The following is a 16686-nucleotide window of genomic DNA, read 5'->3' on the forward strand; positions in this document are numbered from 1 at the left end:
AGGGAGGACGATGAGGCGCGCCGGGGCGTTCGTCCGGCCTTGCAGCCCAGCCGACTTCACGGCATACACGCTCCTCCCATGCAATTTCGCGGTGGAATGAACGAGCTGGTCCGCCAAGCGGCCCGGATGCAGCGCAAAATCGACGAGGCGAAAGCCAAGATCAAGGACCACGAGATCTCGGCGACCGCCGCGTCGGACAAGGTCTCGGTCACCGTGACCTGCGAAGGCAAGGTCCGGAAGATCGCGATCGATCCGGACTTTCTCGCCGCCGAGGGCCTGGAGATGGCCCTCGACGCGGTGGCGGTCGCAGCGAACTCGGCGCTCGAGCAAGCCGACAAGCACGTCGAAGCCGAGATCGCGAAGGTCACGGGCGGCGTGAAGATCCCGGGAATGCACACGTAGTGGCCACGCGGAGCCCCACCTCCTACGTCACGCGCACCTCTTCTCTGCCGGAACGCCTCACCCGCGTCGCGCACCTGTTCGCGCGGCTGCCCGGCGTCGGCGAGAAGACCGCGCAGCGCTTCGCCCTGTTCCTGGCGACAGCGGACGAGGAGGTCGCGCGTGATCTCGGCACCGAGCTCGCCACGCTGCGCGACCACGTGAGGCCCTGCGACCGCTGCGGCAACATCGCCGAGCTCGCCGAAGGCGCGCAGCCGGACGAGCCCGTGCGTTGCGCGATCTGCCGAGACGAGCGGCGCGACAAGGCGCTGCTCTGCGTGGTCGCGCGGGTGCAAGACCTGCTCGCCATCGAGCGGAGCGGCGTGATGCGCGGAAAATACTTCGTGCTCGGACGGCTGCTCTCACCCCTCGACGGGATCTCGGCCGAGGATCTGCCGCTTGAGCGGCTGCGGCGAATCGTGAAGGATCCCGAGGCGCCCGTGAGCGAGGTGCTCGTGGCGACGCCGCCGTCGGTGGACGGCGAGGCGACGGCGCTGCTCGTGGCGCGCGAGATGGCCTCGCTCGGCGCACGCGTGACCCGCATCGCGAGCGGCGTGCCCCACGGCGGTGACCTCGAGTTCGCCGATCAAGTCACGCTCGGCCGCGCCATCGAGGGCCGGAAGAGCTTCGGCTGAACGGAGGGTACGAGAGATGTCGAAAACCATCATTTCCACGAACGACGCCCCCGCCGCGATCGGCCCGTACTCGCAGGCCACGCGCGCCGGGAACCTCGTGTTTTGCAGCGGCCAGATCCCCATCGACCCGAAGACGGGTGAGCTCGTCGCGGGCGGGATCGAGGCGCAGACGAAGCAAGCGCTCGCCAACCTCGGCGCGGTGCTCCGCGCCGCCGGCGCGTCGTGGCCCGACGTCGTGCGGACGACGATCTGGCTCGTCGATCTCGGCGATTTCGCGGTCGTCAACCGGATTTACGGAGAAGTCGTGGGCGCCGAGCCGCCCGCACGCGTGACCATTCAAGTGTCGGCGCTGCCGAAGGGCGCCGCCGTCGAAATCGATGCGATTGCCCATGTTTGACGCCTGGGCAAAGCCAATCCCCAGGGGAGCCTCGAAATGACCACCAAGGACGATAGCGACAACCCCGAGAAGAAGACGCGCAGGATCGTCCGCTCAGCGAGCACGCGGCGCGAGGGCGAGCCCGGCACCGACAGCCCGACTGCGGAGGCAACACCCACGCAAGAAGCCGGGGAGGCGAAGCAGGCGCCGGCCGCAGGTGAAGGCGCCGCCGCATCCGCGCCGAAGCCCCCGAGCCCCGGCGGTAGGCCCGAAGGCGTGCGCCGGATCGACATGCGTGGGCCCCGCCCGCCCGCCGGCACCGCAAGGCCGAGCAGCGGCAGGCCGCCGCCCCGCGGTCCCCGCAGGGACACCGGCGGCGACTTCGTGCCGCGTCAGGAAGAAGGGATGCGTCCGCGGCCCGGCCCGAACGCCGCGCGCTCGGCCATGGGCCCGGCCCGGCCCGCCCGTCCCGGCGCCCCGCCCGGGGAAGCCCGCGCCGAAGGCGGCGAGAGGCCGCCGCGTCTCGATCGAGGCCCGCGTCCGGATCGGGGCCCGAGGCCGGATCGTGGTCCGCGTCCGGATCGTGGTCCGAGGCCGGATCGAGGTCCGAGGCCGGATCGTGGTCCGCGTCCGGAGGGCGCAGGCCCGCGTCGTGATCGTCCGCAAGCCGGCGCGCCGAGCGCCGTCGCGCCCGCTGGGGAGGCCCAGGCGAAGCCGGCCGCCGCCGCGAAGCCGGCCGCGCCGCCCGCAAAGCCGGCCGCGCCCGCGCCCGTCGCGAAGCCGGCCGCGCCGAAGCCGAACATCGTGACGATCATCGCGCCGCCCCCGAAGGCGAGCGGCGGTCCGAAGGCTTCCGCGCCGAAGCCGGCGCTGACGGCAAAGGAAGCCCTCGCCGCGAAGGCGAAGGCCGCGCAGGCGAAGGGCAAGGCCCCGGCGCAGCCCGTGAAAGCGGAAGGCGCCACGGAGGCCCCGGCGGCCGCGGTAGCCCCGGCGTTCGAGGCGGCCGATCTGTCGGCCGGCTGGGACACGGCCGTGGAGGCCGCACGCAAGGCAGGCGACCGCAGCGCGGCGCTCGTGGACGCGTGGCTCGCGGGCTCGAACGTGGAGGCGATCGCGGCGGTGGCCGACGCGGACGAGGCGCCGGGCGCCGCGCGCAAGGCCGCGCGTCGCGCGATCAACATCCTGAAGTCGCGCGGGACGACGATCCCGACGCGGCCGCGGGTGGCGCGCGTGGACACGCGGGCCGAGGTGGCGCTCGAAGCGACGTTCCTGCCGCCCGACGGCAGCGGGACGTCGGCCATCTCGATCACGAGCCGCGACGCGAGCGGTCGTTACCACCTGGCCGAGGTGATCGTGAGGGACCCGATCGGCATCCTGAACGCGGGCAGCGCGTGGATGAGCGGGTCGCAGCTCAAGGAAGGCCGCAACCGCGCGCTCGAAGGGCTCGGCGTGTCGCCGGCCCCCGTGTCCGTGGAGTGGGCGCGTCATCGGATCGCCACGGCGCGGAAGCAAAATGCGACGTCGGGGCAGATCGTGCCGCTCGGGTTCGAGGGCTGTCGCGAGCTCGTCGAGCCGTGCCCCGAGGCCGAGCCGTCGCATCCGGTGGCCGATCTCGAAGCGGAGATCACGAGCGAGATCGCCTGGGCCCGCGCGCCCGGTTCGGCGACGCTGCACGAGGAGCCGGAGTTCCGTTCGTGGCTGCCCGATCGCAGGAGCCTGGAGGATCTGCTCCAGCGGCTCGGCCAGCGGCTCGGGCCGGAGGGCGTGCGTGATCCGCAGGCCGTGAACGAGGCGCTGCGCGAGGAGATCGCGAGCGCGACGGATCGTTTCTTCTCGCCGGAGGCGCGCGCGGTCGTCGCGACGCGGATGCGAGACGCGGCGATCTCGGTCCGCGCGCGGAAGGGGAGCGACCGTGCGACGGACGTGCTCGCGGTGGCGCGCGCGGTGAAGGAGGCGGGGCTCATCACGTCGCCGCCGAACGAGATTCCCTTCCTGCTGGGCTTCTTCCAGAAGGGGATCAGCGTGCTCGCGCAACAGGGCGGCGGCTCGCTGCGGATCCCGGTGGCGCCGATGGCGCCGCAGGGTGCCCCGCAGGCTCCCGCGGAGGGGTCGGCGGAAGCGTCGACCTGATCGTTCCCCCCTTCTCCACAGACCTCACCCCCCAACCCCCTCTCCACTCCGTGGAGAGGGGGAGAATTGCGGGGGGGAATAGGCTCAGCCTTCCCAGGGCGCCTTCGCGTCGCCCATCCCCACATGACGCCGAAACGCGAGGTGCAGCGCCCGCGTGTTCGGGCCCGGTTTGCCGCTGCCGATCGGCGCGCCGTCGACCGCGACAACCGGCAAGAGCTCCCGCAAGCTCGACGACAGGAACACCTCGTCCGCCGTGCGCACGTCATCGGGCACGAGCGGACGTAGCTCGACGGAGAGCCCTGCCTCGCCGGCGATCGCGAGGATGTGCGCGCGCGTGATGCCCGCGAGGATCCCCGCCTCCTCGGGCGGCGTGATCAGCGTTCGTCCGCGCACCACGAAAACGTTGGAGGTCGTACCTTCGACGATCTGTCCCGCCGTGTTGATGATGAGCGCTTCGTGCGCGCCGACGTCACACGCCTTGCGGATCGCGAGCACGCTGGCGAGGTAGTTGCCGACCTTGGCGCCATGCGCAGCATCACAAGCACGCTCGGTGCGATGCGTGATGACGGCGACGCCATCGCGATACATCGCCGCCGGGAGGAGCACGAGTTGCTCGACAAGGATCACGCGCAGCGGATGCGTCGCGAGGCGCGGATCGAGGCCGAGCGGGCCGGAGCCACGTGTGAGCGTGGCGCGTACGTAACTCTCGGGGTTCGCCGCGGCCGCGAGAGCATGTTCGATCTCGGCGGCGAACGCGGCCCGATCGATCGGCATGGGGATCGCGACCTGCGCGGCCGATCGTTCGAGGCGCTGCACGTGCTCGTCGAGCGCGAAGGGGCGGCCGCGGTAGGTGCGGATGGTCTCGAAGACGCTGTCGCCGTAGAGGAAGCCGCGGTCGTAGACCGAGACCTTGGCGTCCTCGGGCGCGTGAAGCCTTCCGTCGATGCAGGCGATGCGGCTCATGGTCGTCCCCGCGGAGCGTGTCACGGATCAGCGCCGAGCGCGCGCAGGGCGGTCTCGCGAGCCGCGTCGATCGCGCGCGCAAGGGTCGTGGTGTCGAGGCCGCGTGGATCGAGCGGCGCGCCGAGCGCGACGGCGACACGCGAGAAGGGACGAGGGATCTCGAACTGATCCCACGTCCGCGCGAGGACCCACGCAGAGGAGCAAGCCGAGGCGAGAGGCACGACGAGGCCGCCGCCGAGCTGCGCCGCGAGGATCGCGCCGACACGATCACCGTCGCCACGCACGACGCCGCGTGGCCCGCGTGGTCCATCCACGGCGAACGCCGCGTCATGACCTTGGCGCATGCGACGAACGATGCCCTTGAGGCCCATGGCGCCGCCGCGCGAGGACGAACCACGCTCGACGACAAGTCCGAGCGAGCCGAGCGCGCCGGTCTGGACCTCGCCGTCGTCGGAGAGGCTGACAAGCACGGCGGTGCGTCGGCGCTTGGGCCAGCGGTGCAGCGCGAACTGCTGACCGTGCCAGAAGGCGAGCACCCAGGGGGTGCCGTCGGTTCCGTCGAGATCGGGGTGCGTGAGAAGGGAGAAGCGGACGGTGCGGAGGAGGACGCGGGCGACGAGTCCTACAGCGTGGCCGAGGGCTCGTCGCCGCGTATTCGACGCTTGGGGGCTACGCCCGAGCAAGTCGGGCTTCGCCCCCAAACCCCCGGCGGTCACTTCTTCAGCTTGGCGAGCAGCTCCTTCGCGGGCGCGAAGTTCTTGTCGGCGTCGATCGCGCGATCGAGCTGCTGGATCGCCTTCTTGTCGTCGCCCTGCGCGTGGAGGATCCGGCCGATGTAGTAGAAGGCCGCGGCCTTCGAGATCGGCGAATTCTCGTCGAGCTTCTGCAGGAGCAACGCGCGGAAGGTCTTCTGCGCGCGCTCGAAGTGCGCGTCGCGTGCAGCCTTCTCCTCCGTGGCCTCGCCGAGCTCCATCGAGAGCACGCCGAGGTCGCGCAGGATCGCGATCGAACCCGGATCGATCTTGAACGCGATGTCGAGGTCCGCGAGCGCCTTGTCCTTGTCGCCTTCGGCGAGGTACGCCTTGGCGAGTCGGTGATGGATCGTCGCGAGCTCCTTCGAGCGACGGCCGCCGTACGACTCCACGATCTTCTGCAGCACCTCCGCGGCCTGCTTGCCACGGCCCGAGGCGCTGTAGGCGTCGCAGAGCGCGAGGAGCAGTTCCCGATCGCCGGGCGCGAGCTCCGAGGCCTTCACGAGCAGGTCCGCCGCGGCGCCCGGATCGTTGCGCTTGCCGAGGTGGATCTCCGCGGCCTTCCGGAAGAGCTGCACCTTCTGGCCCGACTCGGTCGCGGCCTCGGCGTCGCCCTTCACGAGATCGGCAAGCTCGGCCCACGCCTGCTGCTTCTCGTAAAGCGCGTGCAGCTTCTTGCGGATGTCCGCGGCGCGCTCGTCGGCCTTGAGGCCGGCTTCGAGGACGCGACGGACCGCCGCCTCGTCCTTGAGCGCCGTGTACAGATCCGCGAGGCGGAGCGACGTCTTGACGGCCTCTTCGCCGCTGGCGGAGGAGAGCACCGTCTCGAGCGCCTTGGCCGCCTCGGCCTTGTCGCCCTTCTTCTCGTAGAGCCGCGCGAGCGAGAGCAGCGCACCCTTGTGGTTGCCGTCGCGCTCGAGCACCGCCTTGTACGTCTCGATCGCCTTCGGAACGTTGTTGAGACGGTTCTCGAAGACCTCACCGAGGCGCACGCTGTAGACGAGCTCCGCGGAGAGATCGCCGCGCTCCTTCGCGAGGTCGATCTGCGTGTTGAGCAGCTCCGCCAGCTCGTCGTCGCGGCCCGACTTTTCGAGGAGCTGCGAGAGGAGCAGCGTGGCCTGCTCGTGCGTGCGCTCCTCGTCGAGGATCGCGCGCAGGTGCTCCATCGCCTCGCTCGTCGCGTCGAGCTTCTCGATGCAGATCCGGGCGCTCTCGAGGCGCAGCGTGGCGCGCGCGGAAGGCGTCTCCGCGAGGTCCACGAGGCGCGAGAGGACGTTCAGGAGCTCCTTGTGCTTGCCGGCCTTCGCATAGAGCTCGCGCAGCGCGTCGGAGGCCTTCGCGTCGTTCGGCTCGTCCTCGAAGATCTGGCTGTAGAGGTCGAGGGCCTTCTTGTCGTCCGAGAGTTTTTCCCGGGCGACCGAGGCCGCGCGGTGCTTGAGGTCCCGGATCTTCTCGCCCTCGGCCGCGAGCTCGGCCTGACGCACGAGGAGATCGAAGACCTCCTTCGAATCGCCGGCCTTGTCGCGCACCTTCGTGAGCTCCGCGAGCGCCCACGCGTCGCTGTCGTCGGCCTTGATCATGTCGCGGAGGATCGCCTCGGTGAGCGCGTCGTCCGCGAGCACGCCCTCGGCCAGGCCCTTCGCCTCGCGGCGCAGGTCGGAGGCGAGGTGGCCGAGGCCGTCGAGCCCGGCGAGGCGGCGCAGCGTGCCCACGAGATCACGCTCGCGGCCGGCCGCGCGCTGCAGGCCCTCGATGTTGCGCAGGATCGTCTCGCTCGTCGGGTCGTGCTTGAGCGCCTGTTCGAGCGCGCGTTCAGCAGCGGCGTTGTCGGCGAGCTTGTCCTTGCGCCACTCGGCGATGCGCATCCACAGGTCGCGCGCCGCGTCCGTCGAGAGATCACTCTTCTCGGACACGGCCTTCTCCAGCGCGTCCGCGGCGCCCGCCCACCCGCCCGTGATCGGGGCGAGGCGCTCGAGCTCGGCGAGCACGTCGACATCGGCCGGGTCGTCCTTGAGCGCGGCTTCGAGCGCGCCCTGGGCCGCCTTCGGATCGCCGGAGCGATCCTCGAGGACCTTGGCGAGATCGAGCCGGAGCCGCACGCGCTCGGTGGGCGTCGCGACGAACCCGATGCGCTTCTCGTAGAGCTTCGCGAGCGCCGCGTGATCGCCCTGCGACTTGTAGACGCTCTCGAGGGCCTCGGCGGCCTCCTCGAAGAGCGACCGCTCGTCGGTGAGCTTCTCCAGCGCCTCGCGCGAGGGCCCATGATCGGGCGCCCGCTCGAGGGCTTGCTTCAACGTCGCGAGGCCCTGCGACTTCTCGCCGAACGCCTCGATCTGGATCGTGGCGAGCCGGTGATGGAAGTTCGCCTGCTCGCGCTCGTTGGAGATCGCGGCCACGCGACGTTCGAGGACGTCGGCAAGCGCCTTGTTGTCCCCGAGCCGCGAGTAGAGACGATCGAGGGATTCGAGCAGCGCGGGCTCGTCGCCGGCTTGCTCGACCGCCTTCGCGTACGCCTCGACGCTGCGCCGATCGTCCTTGAGCTTCTCCTCGGCGATGCGACCGACGCGGAGCCAGAGGTCCTTCGCGATGACCGCGTCGAACGTCGCCGCCGCGCGCTGCGAGAGGGCGTCGCAGTACCGACCGAAGCCCTCGGAGCGCTCGGCGAGCCGCTCGATCTCGGCGTGGAGCTCGGGATCGTCCGGCGTGTCTTCGAGCGCGCGGAGCAGCGCCCCCTCGGCGGCGAGCGGCTTGCCGAGCTTCTCGTCCTCGACGATCGCGATCGCGCGGAGCGTGCGGGCGCGGTCGCTGCCCTCGGTCTGCGCCTTGAGGCGCATCTCGAGGACGCCAACGAGCTCTTCCCAGCGCGAGGCCGCGCGAAGGACGGGCTCGAGGGCGTCGGCCGCGTCGAGGCGCAGCTCCTCGCGACCCTCGCCGATCGTGCGGATTGCCTTGATCGCGTGATCGTTCGTCGCGTCGTCGTCGAGCACCAGGCGGTAGTGTTCGAGCGCGTCCTGCGGGCTCGCGAGCTCGGCGGCGTAGAGGTCGCCGATCGCGGTCCGAAGTTTTACGCGCGCTTCACGCGTGTCCGCCGTGCTCGCCTGGAGCTTCAGGTTGTCGAGCAGCTCGTCCCACATCTTCTCGGCGCGGTAGAGCCGCTCGAGCGAGGCGAGGACCGCCGCGTCCGAGGGCCGCGCGTCGAGCGCCGCGTTGAGCGCGTTGATCGCCTCTCGACGATTGTCGAGCGACTTCTCGTAACGCTCGGCCGCGCGCACGTTGAGGTCGTACCGGAGGTCGGCCTCGCCCGAGCCCGCGAGCTCCACGCGACGTGCGTAGAGCTCGACGAGGCGCTGGGCTGCGTCGCGCGGCTCGTACAGCGGGATGAGCGCGTCGACCGTGACCGTGCTCTCCGGATCGAGCTCGAGGGCACGCTCGTACGCCTTGATGGCGCCCTCCTCGTCGTCGAGCATCTGCAGCTTCGTCTCGGCGATCCGACGCCAGATGGCGGCGTTCTCGTCGTCCGAGGCGAGCTCGCTCTTCTTTTCGAGGACCGCGATCAAGGTCTGCCAGTCGGAGAGCAGCATCGACAGCACGTCGATCGCCTCGAGCGGATCCCGCTCGCTCGGATCGAGCTCGCTGAGCCTCCGGAAGGCGCCGAGGGCGCGCCGCGGATCGTCGACCTTCTCGTCGTAGACCTTGGCCACCGCGAGCAAGAGCTCGCGCTTCACCACGTCGTCGGTCGTCTTCTCGATGCCCTGCTCGTAGCTCTCGCTGAGCCGCTCCCAGGCGCCGAGCATGGTCGCGAGGCGCTCGAGCTCGGCTCGCGTCTGTCCGTCCTCGGGATCGAGGGCGAAGGCCGCGCGCATCGAGCGGAAGGCGAGGCTCTTGTCGTTGCCGCGCGTCTCCCAGAGCTGCGCGGTCTCGCGCAGCACGGCGACCTTCTCGTGCACCTCGCTCGCGAGGTGGTAGCGCTCCTCGTTCAGCTTCACGAGCAGGCGCCAGTCGTCGCTGCGCTCGTAAAGCGGGCGGAGGATCTCCACCACGCGCGCCTTGTGCTCGTCGTCGCGCGTGAGGGCTTCGAGCTCCTTGATCGCCTCCTGGTGCCAGGGCACGTCGGTGACGATCGCTTCGAGCTGATCGATCGCAGCCGACGTGTCCTTGATCTTGTCGCGGAGCAGCCGCGCGAGCGCGAGGCGGTACGGCGCGCCGGCCTCGCCGTTCGCCGCGGCCTCGGCACGCCGCAGGTAGAGGTCGGCGAGGTCCTGATCACGGCCGAGCTCCGCGTAGAGCTCGGTCAGCGCGTCGAGCGCACGCGCGTCGGACTCGTCGACGTCGAGGGCCGCCCGGTACGTCTCGATCGACTTCTCGGGCTGCTTGAGCTCGATCCGTTCGAGGCGCGCGATCGTGTGCAGCGCATCGAGCCGATCCTTGTCGTAGCGGTAGTCGAGCGACGAGCGGTAGAGCTCGACGCGCTCCTCGTGGCGGCGCTCCCTCACGAGCAGGCCGTCGATCGCCGAGAACAGCTCGCGCGACTCCGGCTCGAACTCGTGCGCGCGCCGGTACCACTTGAGCGCGCTCGTGACGTCGTTCAGGTCCGCGTAGATCTCGCCCGTCCGGCGGCAGAGCTTGGCGCTCTGCGCGTCGTCGACCGTGATCTCGGTGAGCTCGGCCGAGTAGATCTCGGCGAGCCTCCGCTCCGCGCTCGCCACCTTCGCGAGGCGCTCGAGCTCGTGCCACACGCCCTCGTCGCCGAGGTCCTCGTGCAGGAGCTTCGCCACCGTCTCGAGGGCGGCCTTGTAGTCCTCGAGCTGCTCCTCGTGCAGCGTCGCCAGGCGCGTGAGCAGCTCGCGCCGCTCCGACGGGTCCTCGCTCGCGGCGAGCCGCGCGTCGAGGGCCATCTTCACGCGCGCCCAGTCGGCGCGGCGGAGGTAGACCGGCTCCAGCATCTCGCCCGCGCGCGCCCGGTGCGCCGGGTTCTCCGACGCTTCGAGCAGCGCTTCGAGCTCGCCCACCGCGCCCACGTGCGCCGCGTCGATCACGAGCGCCTCGGCGAGCTCGTCGAACGCGCGGGACACATCCTCGAGCCTCTCGTGCGCGACCTTCGCGATCTTCACGCGAAGCTCGGCCGGCGCCCCCACCGCTCCGTCGAGCTGACGCTCGTAGAGCTTGATGAGGTCTTCCCAGCGCTTCGACTCCTTGTAGAGCGTCTCCAGCGCGTCGATCGCCTTCGGGTTCAGCTCGACGTCGAGCAGCGCCTCGTACGTCTCGATCGCGCCCGTCGGATCCTTCAGCGCGTCGCGCTGCAGCTCCGCCTGGCGGAAGAGGAGGCGCTTCTTCTCGACGTCGTCCTCGGCGTTCTCCACGCGCTGGCGGAGGATCTCGAGGAGGTTCGGCGCGTCGTTCGCCTCGCCGTAGAGCTCCTCGAGCGCGATCATCGCGCGGCGATCGTCACTCCTCGCTTCGAGCGCGTTCTTGTACCACTCGACCGCGAGCGCCTTGTCGTCGAGCTTCGTCCGAGCGAGCTCGCCAACGCGCAGCCGCACGTTCTGCTGCACGTCGCCGTCGAGGATCGAGTCCACGACCGAGCGGTAGAGCTCGGAGAGCTCCGCCCACCGACCCGTCGCCTTCGCGAGGCGCTCGACCGTCTCGATCCACTGCGCGACCTCGGGCTCACCCGCGGCCTCGCGCACGCCGCGCACCGCGTACCCGAAGGCCCGGCCCGTGTCGCTGAGCGGACCTTCCGCCGTGCGCAGTGCGCTCTGCAGATTCGAGAGGCGCTCGCCCGTGTTGTCCGCCGTCTCCACCTCGATCTCGAGGACGCGAAGCAGCTTCTCGCTGTCACCATCGGCCTCATAGAGCGGATGCAGCGTCTCGGCCGCGTCGCGCCGCGCCTCGGGATCCTCGAGCAGGGCTTCGAGCGCGTTCCTGCAGCGCGCGTTCGCCGGATCGAGGACGAGCGCCTGGCGGTACGCGTCGAGCGCACCCGGCAGATCACTCTGGTGCAGGCGCCGCACGTCGCCGAGCCGCGCGAACAGATCGAGCCGCTCGTCGAGCTCGGTCGCGAGCGACAGATGCACGTCGAGCGTGTCGGCGAGATCTGCCCATCGCTCGGCCTTCTCGTAGAGCGCTTCGAGTGCCGAGAGCGTGGCCGGCTCGGGGCCGAACTCGTCGGAGACGTTGCGCCAGCCGCTGATCGCGCCGGCCACGTCGTCGAGTTTGCTCGCGAGCGTCTCGGCCGCGCGCACCATCGTCCGCTTGCGCTCGGTCGCGTCGTTCGAGAGCGTCTGCCGCGCCTCCAGGATGGAGACGAGCTCGCGCCACTCGCCCGTGCGCTCGTAGAGGCGCTCGAGCGCGGAGAGCGCTTCGAGGTCCTCCGGATCGTCGGACAGACGCGCGCGCCAGGCCCCGATCGCCTTGTCGGGCGCTTCGAGGACCGACTCGTACACCTCGCCGATGCGGCGGTAGAGGCTGCGACGCTTCTCGAGGTCCTCTTCGAGGCGCACCTCGATGCCGAGCACCTCGGCGAGCGCCTCGTGCTTGCCCTTGCCCGTGTAGATGCCGGCGAGCGCCTGCGCCGCCGGGATCACAAGGTTCGGATCGGTCTCGTCGATCGAGAGCACGCGCCGGTAGACCTTCTCGGCCCGATCCAGGTCGCCCAGCATGTCCGCGCAGATCTCCGCGACGACCATGAGGATCTCGCCCTGCGTCGGCGGCGTGCTGCACGCGTCGGCGGCCGCCGTGAGGACGGTCGCCATCTTCTCGTGCTCGGCGAGCCTGCGACCGATGTCGACGAAGCGCTCGCGCACGACCGCGTCGTCGGGCTCGAGCGGCACGAGCTCGCTCAACGTGGCGAACGCGCCCGCGTCGTCGCGCAGACGGTCGTCGCGCAGCGTGCTCACGCGGCGCAGAAGCTCGCGACGCTCGTGCTCCTCCTGCGCGCCTTCGCGCCGGATTTCGAGCACACGCACGAGCTGACGCACCTCGTCGCGTGCCTCGTACACGACCTCCAGCACGCGCGCGGCGCGCAGACGCAGGCTGCCCACTTCGAGCAGACGCTCGACGAGCTGGCGCGCCTCGCCGTCACCCGGACGTTGCTCGAGCACGCGCTCGAGGTGTTCGAGCGACAGCGCCGGCTCGTGCAGCCGGTCGAGGTAGATCCGCCCGAGGCTCAGCTTGATGTCGGCCGCTTCCTCGTCGGTCGCCGTCTCGAGCCGCCGCTCGAGCAGCGCCGCGAGATCCTTCCACCGCCCCTCGCGCTCGTAGAGCCTCTGCAGCGCGTCGAGCGCCGGCTCGTAGAACGAGTCGAGCGTGAGGATGCGCTCGTAGTAGCGGATGGCCTTCGCCGCATCGCCCATGATCTCCTCGGCGATCACGGCGACGTCGTTGAGCAACGAGATCCGCGTCGTTTGATCCGGCGTGCCCTGCGCGGCCTTGTCGTAGAGCGCTTCGAGCTCGCTCCACCGTTCCGCGTTGGTCAGGATCTGCTTCAGGCGCGAGAACGCGCGCTCGTTCGTCGGGTCCACCGCGAGCACACGATCGAGGTAGGGCATCGCGCCCTCCGGATCGCCGAGCTGGTCGTCGTGCAGCATCGCCGCGCGCTCGCAGAGCTCGATCTCCACATCGTCGGGCAGCTTCTTCTCGCCGTCGCTGCGCGACGTGACGAGGTGCGTCCGGTACGCCTCGGCGAGGTCCGTCGGGCGACCCGCGCGCGCGGCGAGCTCGGAGGCGCGATCCCACACCGTGAGCTCGCTCGAGAACTCGTTCAGCGCGCCGAGCACCACGTCGAGCGCCGTGCCCACCGCGCGGAGCTTCTGCTCGTTGACGTCCGCGAGCCGGAGGAAGAGCGCGAGCCGCGTGGCCGTGTCGGTCTCCGACTCGAGCAGCACCTTGATCGCGTGCGCCTCGCGGCGCGCGTCGCCCGTCTCGGCGTACTCGATCGACAGAACCTGCGCTGCCTGCGCGCGCGTTTCGGGTTTGTCGAGCAGCCGCGCGAGGATCCCGACCGCATCCGTATCGTGCGGGAGGATCTCCAGCGCGCGCACTGCCGCGTCGAACGCGTCCACCGGCCGTTCGAGCTTCTCCAGGTACAACGTCGCGAGCTCGACCTCGCACTGCCCGCGTTGCTCGCCCTCGGACACGTCGCGGTGACGCGCCACGACCTCGGCGCCCGCGGCTGCCTCGCCCGCCGCGATGAGCAGGCGCGAGAGGGCACGGAGTGCCTCGCCACGCGCCGGCGTCACCTCGACGACCTTGCGCAGGAGCTCGATCGCCTTCGCGTTGTCGCCGAAGACCTCCTCTTCGAGCGTCGCCCACTCCTCGAGGATCTCGGCGCGGGCCTCGCCCTCGACCTGATCGGCGCGCAGCTGGAAGAGCCAGCGCAGGTCGTCTTTCTTCTCGTTCGCGCGGAGCAGCGCGTCGAGCTCGCGGATCGTCTCCTCATCGGTCGGATCCGCCTCGACGAGCTCGCGGTACGTCGCCGCCGCCTCGTCCACCTTGCCGAGCTCGCGCGCGTACACCTCCGCGAGACGCAGCTTCAGCGCACGCCGCGTCAGGCCGTCGAGATCCGCGTCACGCTTCAGCCGCGCCTCGACGGCCTCGACGAACGGATTCCACGAGCTCGCCGCGCGCGACCACGCTTCGAGCAAGGACAGCCCGTCCTCGCTTGCGTCGAGCTCGTAGGCGCGCCGCGCGTAGCCGAGCGCCTTCTGCTTGTCCGCGAGCGGCCCGCCCGTCACGGCGGCGAGCTTGCGCAGCATCGAGACCTGCTCCTCCACGTCTTGCGTGGCGCCGAGCAGGATCTCGTAGAGCGCGGGCAGCCGCCCCCACTTCTCTTCCTTCTCGTAGATCGGCACGAGCGCCGCCGCCGCGCGTGCGTCGGAGGGCGACACGCTGAGGACGCGCTCGTACGAACGCACGGCCCGCTCGGGCGCGCCGAGCTGCTCCTCGTAGATCCGCGCCGCGCGGAACGAGATGTCGAGCTTGACGTTCGGCTCGGCGGCCTTGTCCGCCGCGCCCGAGAGGAACTCGACGAGACCCTCCCAGTCGTTCTGCGACGCGTAGAGCTCTTCGAGCCCGTCCCAGTCGCCCGACGCCACGTACGACTCACGCAGCACGCGGAGAGCGCGCGCATGCCCCGGCGAGAGCACGAGCACGCGTCGCCACGTGCGCGCCGCCGCCACCGGATCCTTCAGACGCTCCGCGTACACCGCGCCGAGCTTCTGCAGCGCGTTGAGACGGCCCGCGTCGTCTGTCGCCGCGTCCACGCGCCGCTCGAGCACCTCGGCCACCGTCGCGAAATCCTTGTCGCGCTCCGCTTGCTTCTCCAGCGCGTCGAGCACGCCGGGCGCCTGGGCGTCGAGCTCCAGGATCTGCTTGTAGTGCGCGATCGCGTCCGCGCCGCGATCGAGGCGCTCGGCTGCGAGCTTCGCCATCTCGCCGAGCAACTCGATGCGCGCCGCGTCCTCCGTCCTCGGGAGCTGCGCCTCGTAGAGCGCGTAGAGCTGCGCCCACGAGCGCCGCTTCAGGTAGAGCTCCTTCAGCCGTGACTCGGCCTCTTCGTCGCCCGGCGCCACCGCGAGCAGCGACTCGTAGGCCGAGACCGCGTTCTGCACGTTCGAGAACTGATCGACCCAGCGACGCGCGACCGCGCGGTAGAGGTTCGCCTTCTCCGCGTCGCTCGTCGAGAGCTCGGCGAGCTTCTGCTGGTAAGCGAGCAGGTCACGCCAGCGACCCAGCGTCTCGTAGACCCGCGTCAGCTCACGCACCGCGTCGATGTCCCGCTCGTCGAGCTGCACGATTTGCGTGAGCGCCGTGACGAGCGCTGCGTCGTTCTTCGCGCGGTCGCGGTAGACCGAAGCGATGTCGCGCAGCACCTGGATGCGACCTTGCACGTCGGTCTGCGGCGTGCGCTCGAGCTCCTGCCGGTAGAGCTCGACGAGGGCGTTGTAGCCCTCCGTCTGCATGTAGAGGCGCTTCAGGGCATCGCGCGCGTCGCGGTTGTCCGGGTCCGTGCGCAGGATGTTCTTGTACTGATCGATCGCCTTGTGCGCGTTCTCGGTCGACTCGGCGAGCTTGGCGAGCTCCGAGGCGATCGCGCGTTTGTCGGCTCCATCGGGAAGCGCGCGCTGGGCGTCGGTGAGGATCGCGTAGAGCCGCGCCTTGTCGCCCTTGGCGAGCAGGTGTTCCCGGAAAAACGCGAGCATGCCGGCGTGCGTCGGATCGGCGCGACGCACGCGGTCGAAGTACGCCTCCGCCGCCTGCGGCTGACCGCGCATGCGCCAGTGCACCATGCCGATCTGGATGAGCACGCCGAGCTCCTCGCCCGGCTTCACGCCGCCGCCCTTGAGCTGATCCTCGTAGAGCGCGACGAGCTCGTCCCATTGCTCGTTCGAGGTGAAATGGTCGGCGAGGAACGCGAGCGCGTCCGGCTGACCGGGCTGCATGTCGAGCACCTGCGCGAAGGCGTCGCGGGCGCGGTTCTTGTCGCCGAGCTTCTCCGCAGCGACGCGCCCGAGCTTGATCCCCGCCGCGATGCGGTCGTCCTTCGTCGCGCCCTCGCGCAGCGTGAACGAGAGCGCCCGCGTCACGCCGTCCCAGTCGGCGACCTTCGCGCTCGCGCGCTCGAGGAGCCGCGTCGCGCGGGTGTTCTTCGGGTCGAGCGCGAGCGCGAGACCGATGAGCTCGTCGATCCGATCACGCGCCTCGCCGTGCCCGTACCGGAGCGCCATGTCCGCCGCGCTCGCGAGCAGCGAGCTCTTGAAGGCGGGACCGTCCGCGTTCTCGGACTCGGCCACGTAGCGATCGACGATCTCGTTCCACCGCTCGCGCTTCGCCGTGTCGCTCTCCAGCGCCTCGGCGGCGGCCTCGTCATCCGGCCGGAGCTCGAGCAGGCGTTGATACGCGGCTCGAGCCTTGTCGGCGTCGACGAGCTCCTCGTTGTAGATGCGCGCGAGTTCCGCCTGCATCGGCGGCTCGACGGGCGTCCCCGAGGCAAACGAGATCTCCAGCTCGAGGAGCTTGGCGACCGCGCCCCATTCTTTCCGCTCCTCTTGCTTGGCCCGCGCGAGCCCCAGGAGACGCTCCACGTCGTTCGTCGACGTGTCGGGGGCCGTCACTGCCTCCGAGAGATCGTTCCAGGCCGCCTCGTTCTCGGGATCGGACTGCAGGACCCCGAGGGCCACGCGAATTTTCTCAACGCTCATCGTTACCCCGGTCGGCGAAGCTCAACGACACGATCATCCGGTCACCCATACGCTTCACCTCGACGTGCAGCGCGGGCTCCTTGGACCAGACAGCTCGTCCTTCTCCCGCCATGCGTCTCGAGAGAAGGATCCTCGTATTTATTTGACGCGAGCCGACTCTACGCTGCATTCGACCAGCGTATCAAGGTGCCGTT

At 70.4% G+C, this 16686-nt stretch carries 7 protein-coding genes; 4 read left to right on the forward strand and 3 right to left on the reverse strand.

The genetic code is table 11. The features are described from left to right. Positions 1-78 precede the first annotated feature (78 nt). Genes KEG57_RS08675 through KEG57_RS08690 form a run of 4 tightly spaced genes read left to right on the forward strand, consistent with a single transcriptional unit; the run spans position 79 to position 3579 of the window. On the forward strand, positions 79-402 hold the full coding sequence (locus KEG57_RS08675) for a YbaB/EbfC family nucleoid-associated protein (protein ID WP_272417595.1): 324 nt from the start codon (positions 79-81) through the stop codon (positions 400-402). Next, positions 402-1073 (forward strand): recombination mediator RecR, encoded by a 672-nt coding sequence (gene recR / locus KEG57_RS08680; RefSeq protein ID WP_272417596.1) that lies wholly within the window; start codon positions 402-404, stop codon positions 1071-1073. Before KEG57_RS08675 ends, recR begins: the two co-directional genes overlap by 1 nt. Positions 1074-1089: 16 nt before the next feature. Next, positions 1090-1470, forward strand: coding sequence for a RidA family protein (locus KEG57_RS08685; protein ID WP_272417597.1), 381 nt, complete (start codon positions 1090-1092; stop codon positions 1468-1470). 36 nt (positions 1471-1506) lie between these two features. Next, complete coding sequence (locus tag KEG57_RS08690) at positions 1507-3579, forward strand: hypothetical protein (protein ID WP_272417598.1); 2073 nt, start codon at positions 1507-1509, stop codon at positions 3577-3579. A gap of 84 nt (positions 3580-3663) precedes the next feature. Here the strand turns inward: KEG57_RS08690 and KEG57_RS08695 are convergent, their stop codons facing one another. Genes KEG57_RS08695 through KEG57_RS08705 form a run of 3 tightly spaced genes read right to left on the reverse strand, consistent with a single transcriptional unit; the run spans position 3664 to position 16492 of the window. Further along, a complete protein-coding gene (locus KEG57_RS08695; protein WP_272417599.1) occupies positions 3664-4542 on the reverse strand; it encodes an aminotransferase class IV in 879 nt (292 codons plus the stop codon). 20 nt (positions 4543-4562) lie between these two features. Further along, on the reverse strand, positions 4563-5258 hold the full coding sequence (locus tag KEG57_RS08700; protein WP_272417600.1) for a lysophospholipid acyltransferase family protein: 696 nt from the start codon (positions 5256-5258) through the stop codon (positions 4563-4565). Further along, a complete protein-coding gene (locus tag KEG57_RS08705; RefSeq protein WP_272417601.1) occupies positions 5255-16492 on the reverse strand; it encodes a tetratricopeptide repeat protein in 11238 nt (3745 codons plus the stop codon). Before KEG57_RS08705 ends, KEG57_RS08700 begins: the two co-directional genes overlap by 4 nt. Positions 16493-16686: the final 194 nt, after the last annotated feature.

The organism is Polyangium jinanense, assembly GCF_028435365.1.

Bases quoted from the DNA above. Each gene is read 5' to 3' on its own strand.
- KEG57_RS08705 (WP_272417601.1), bottom strand. From the start codon at position 16,492: ATGAGCGTTGAGAAAATTCGCGTGGCCCTCGGGGTCCTGCAGTCCGAT.
- KEG57_RS08685 (WP_272417597.1), top strand. From the start codon at position 1,090: ATGTCGAAAACCATCATTTCCACGAACGACGCCCCCGCCGCGATCGGC.
- KEG57_RS08695 (WP_272417599.1), bottom strand. From the start codon at position 4,542: ATGAGCCGCATCGCCTGCATCGACGGAAGGCTTCACGCGCCCGAGGAC.
- KEG57_RS08690 (WP_272417598.1), top strand. From the start codon at position 1,507: ATGACCACCAAGGACGATAGCGACAACCCCGAGAAGAAGACGCGCAGG.
- KEG57_RS08675 (WP_272417595.1), top strand. From the start codon at position 79: ATGCAATTTCGCGGTGGAATGAACGAGCTGGTCCGCCAAGCGGCCCGG.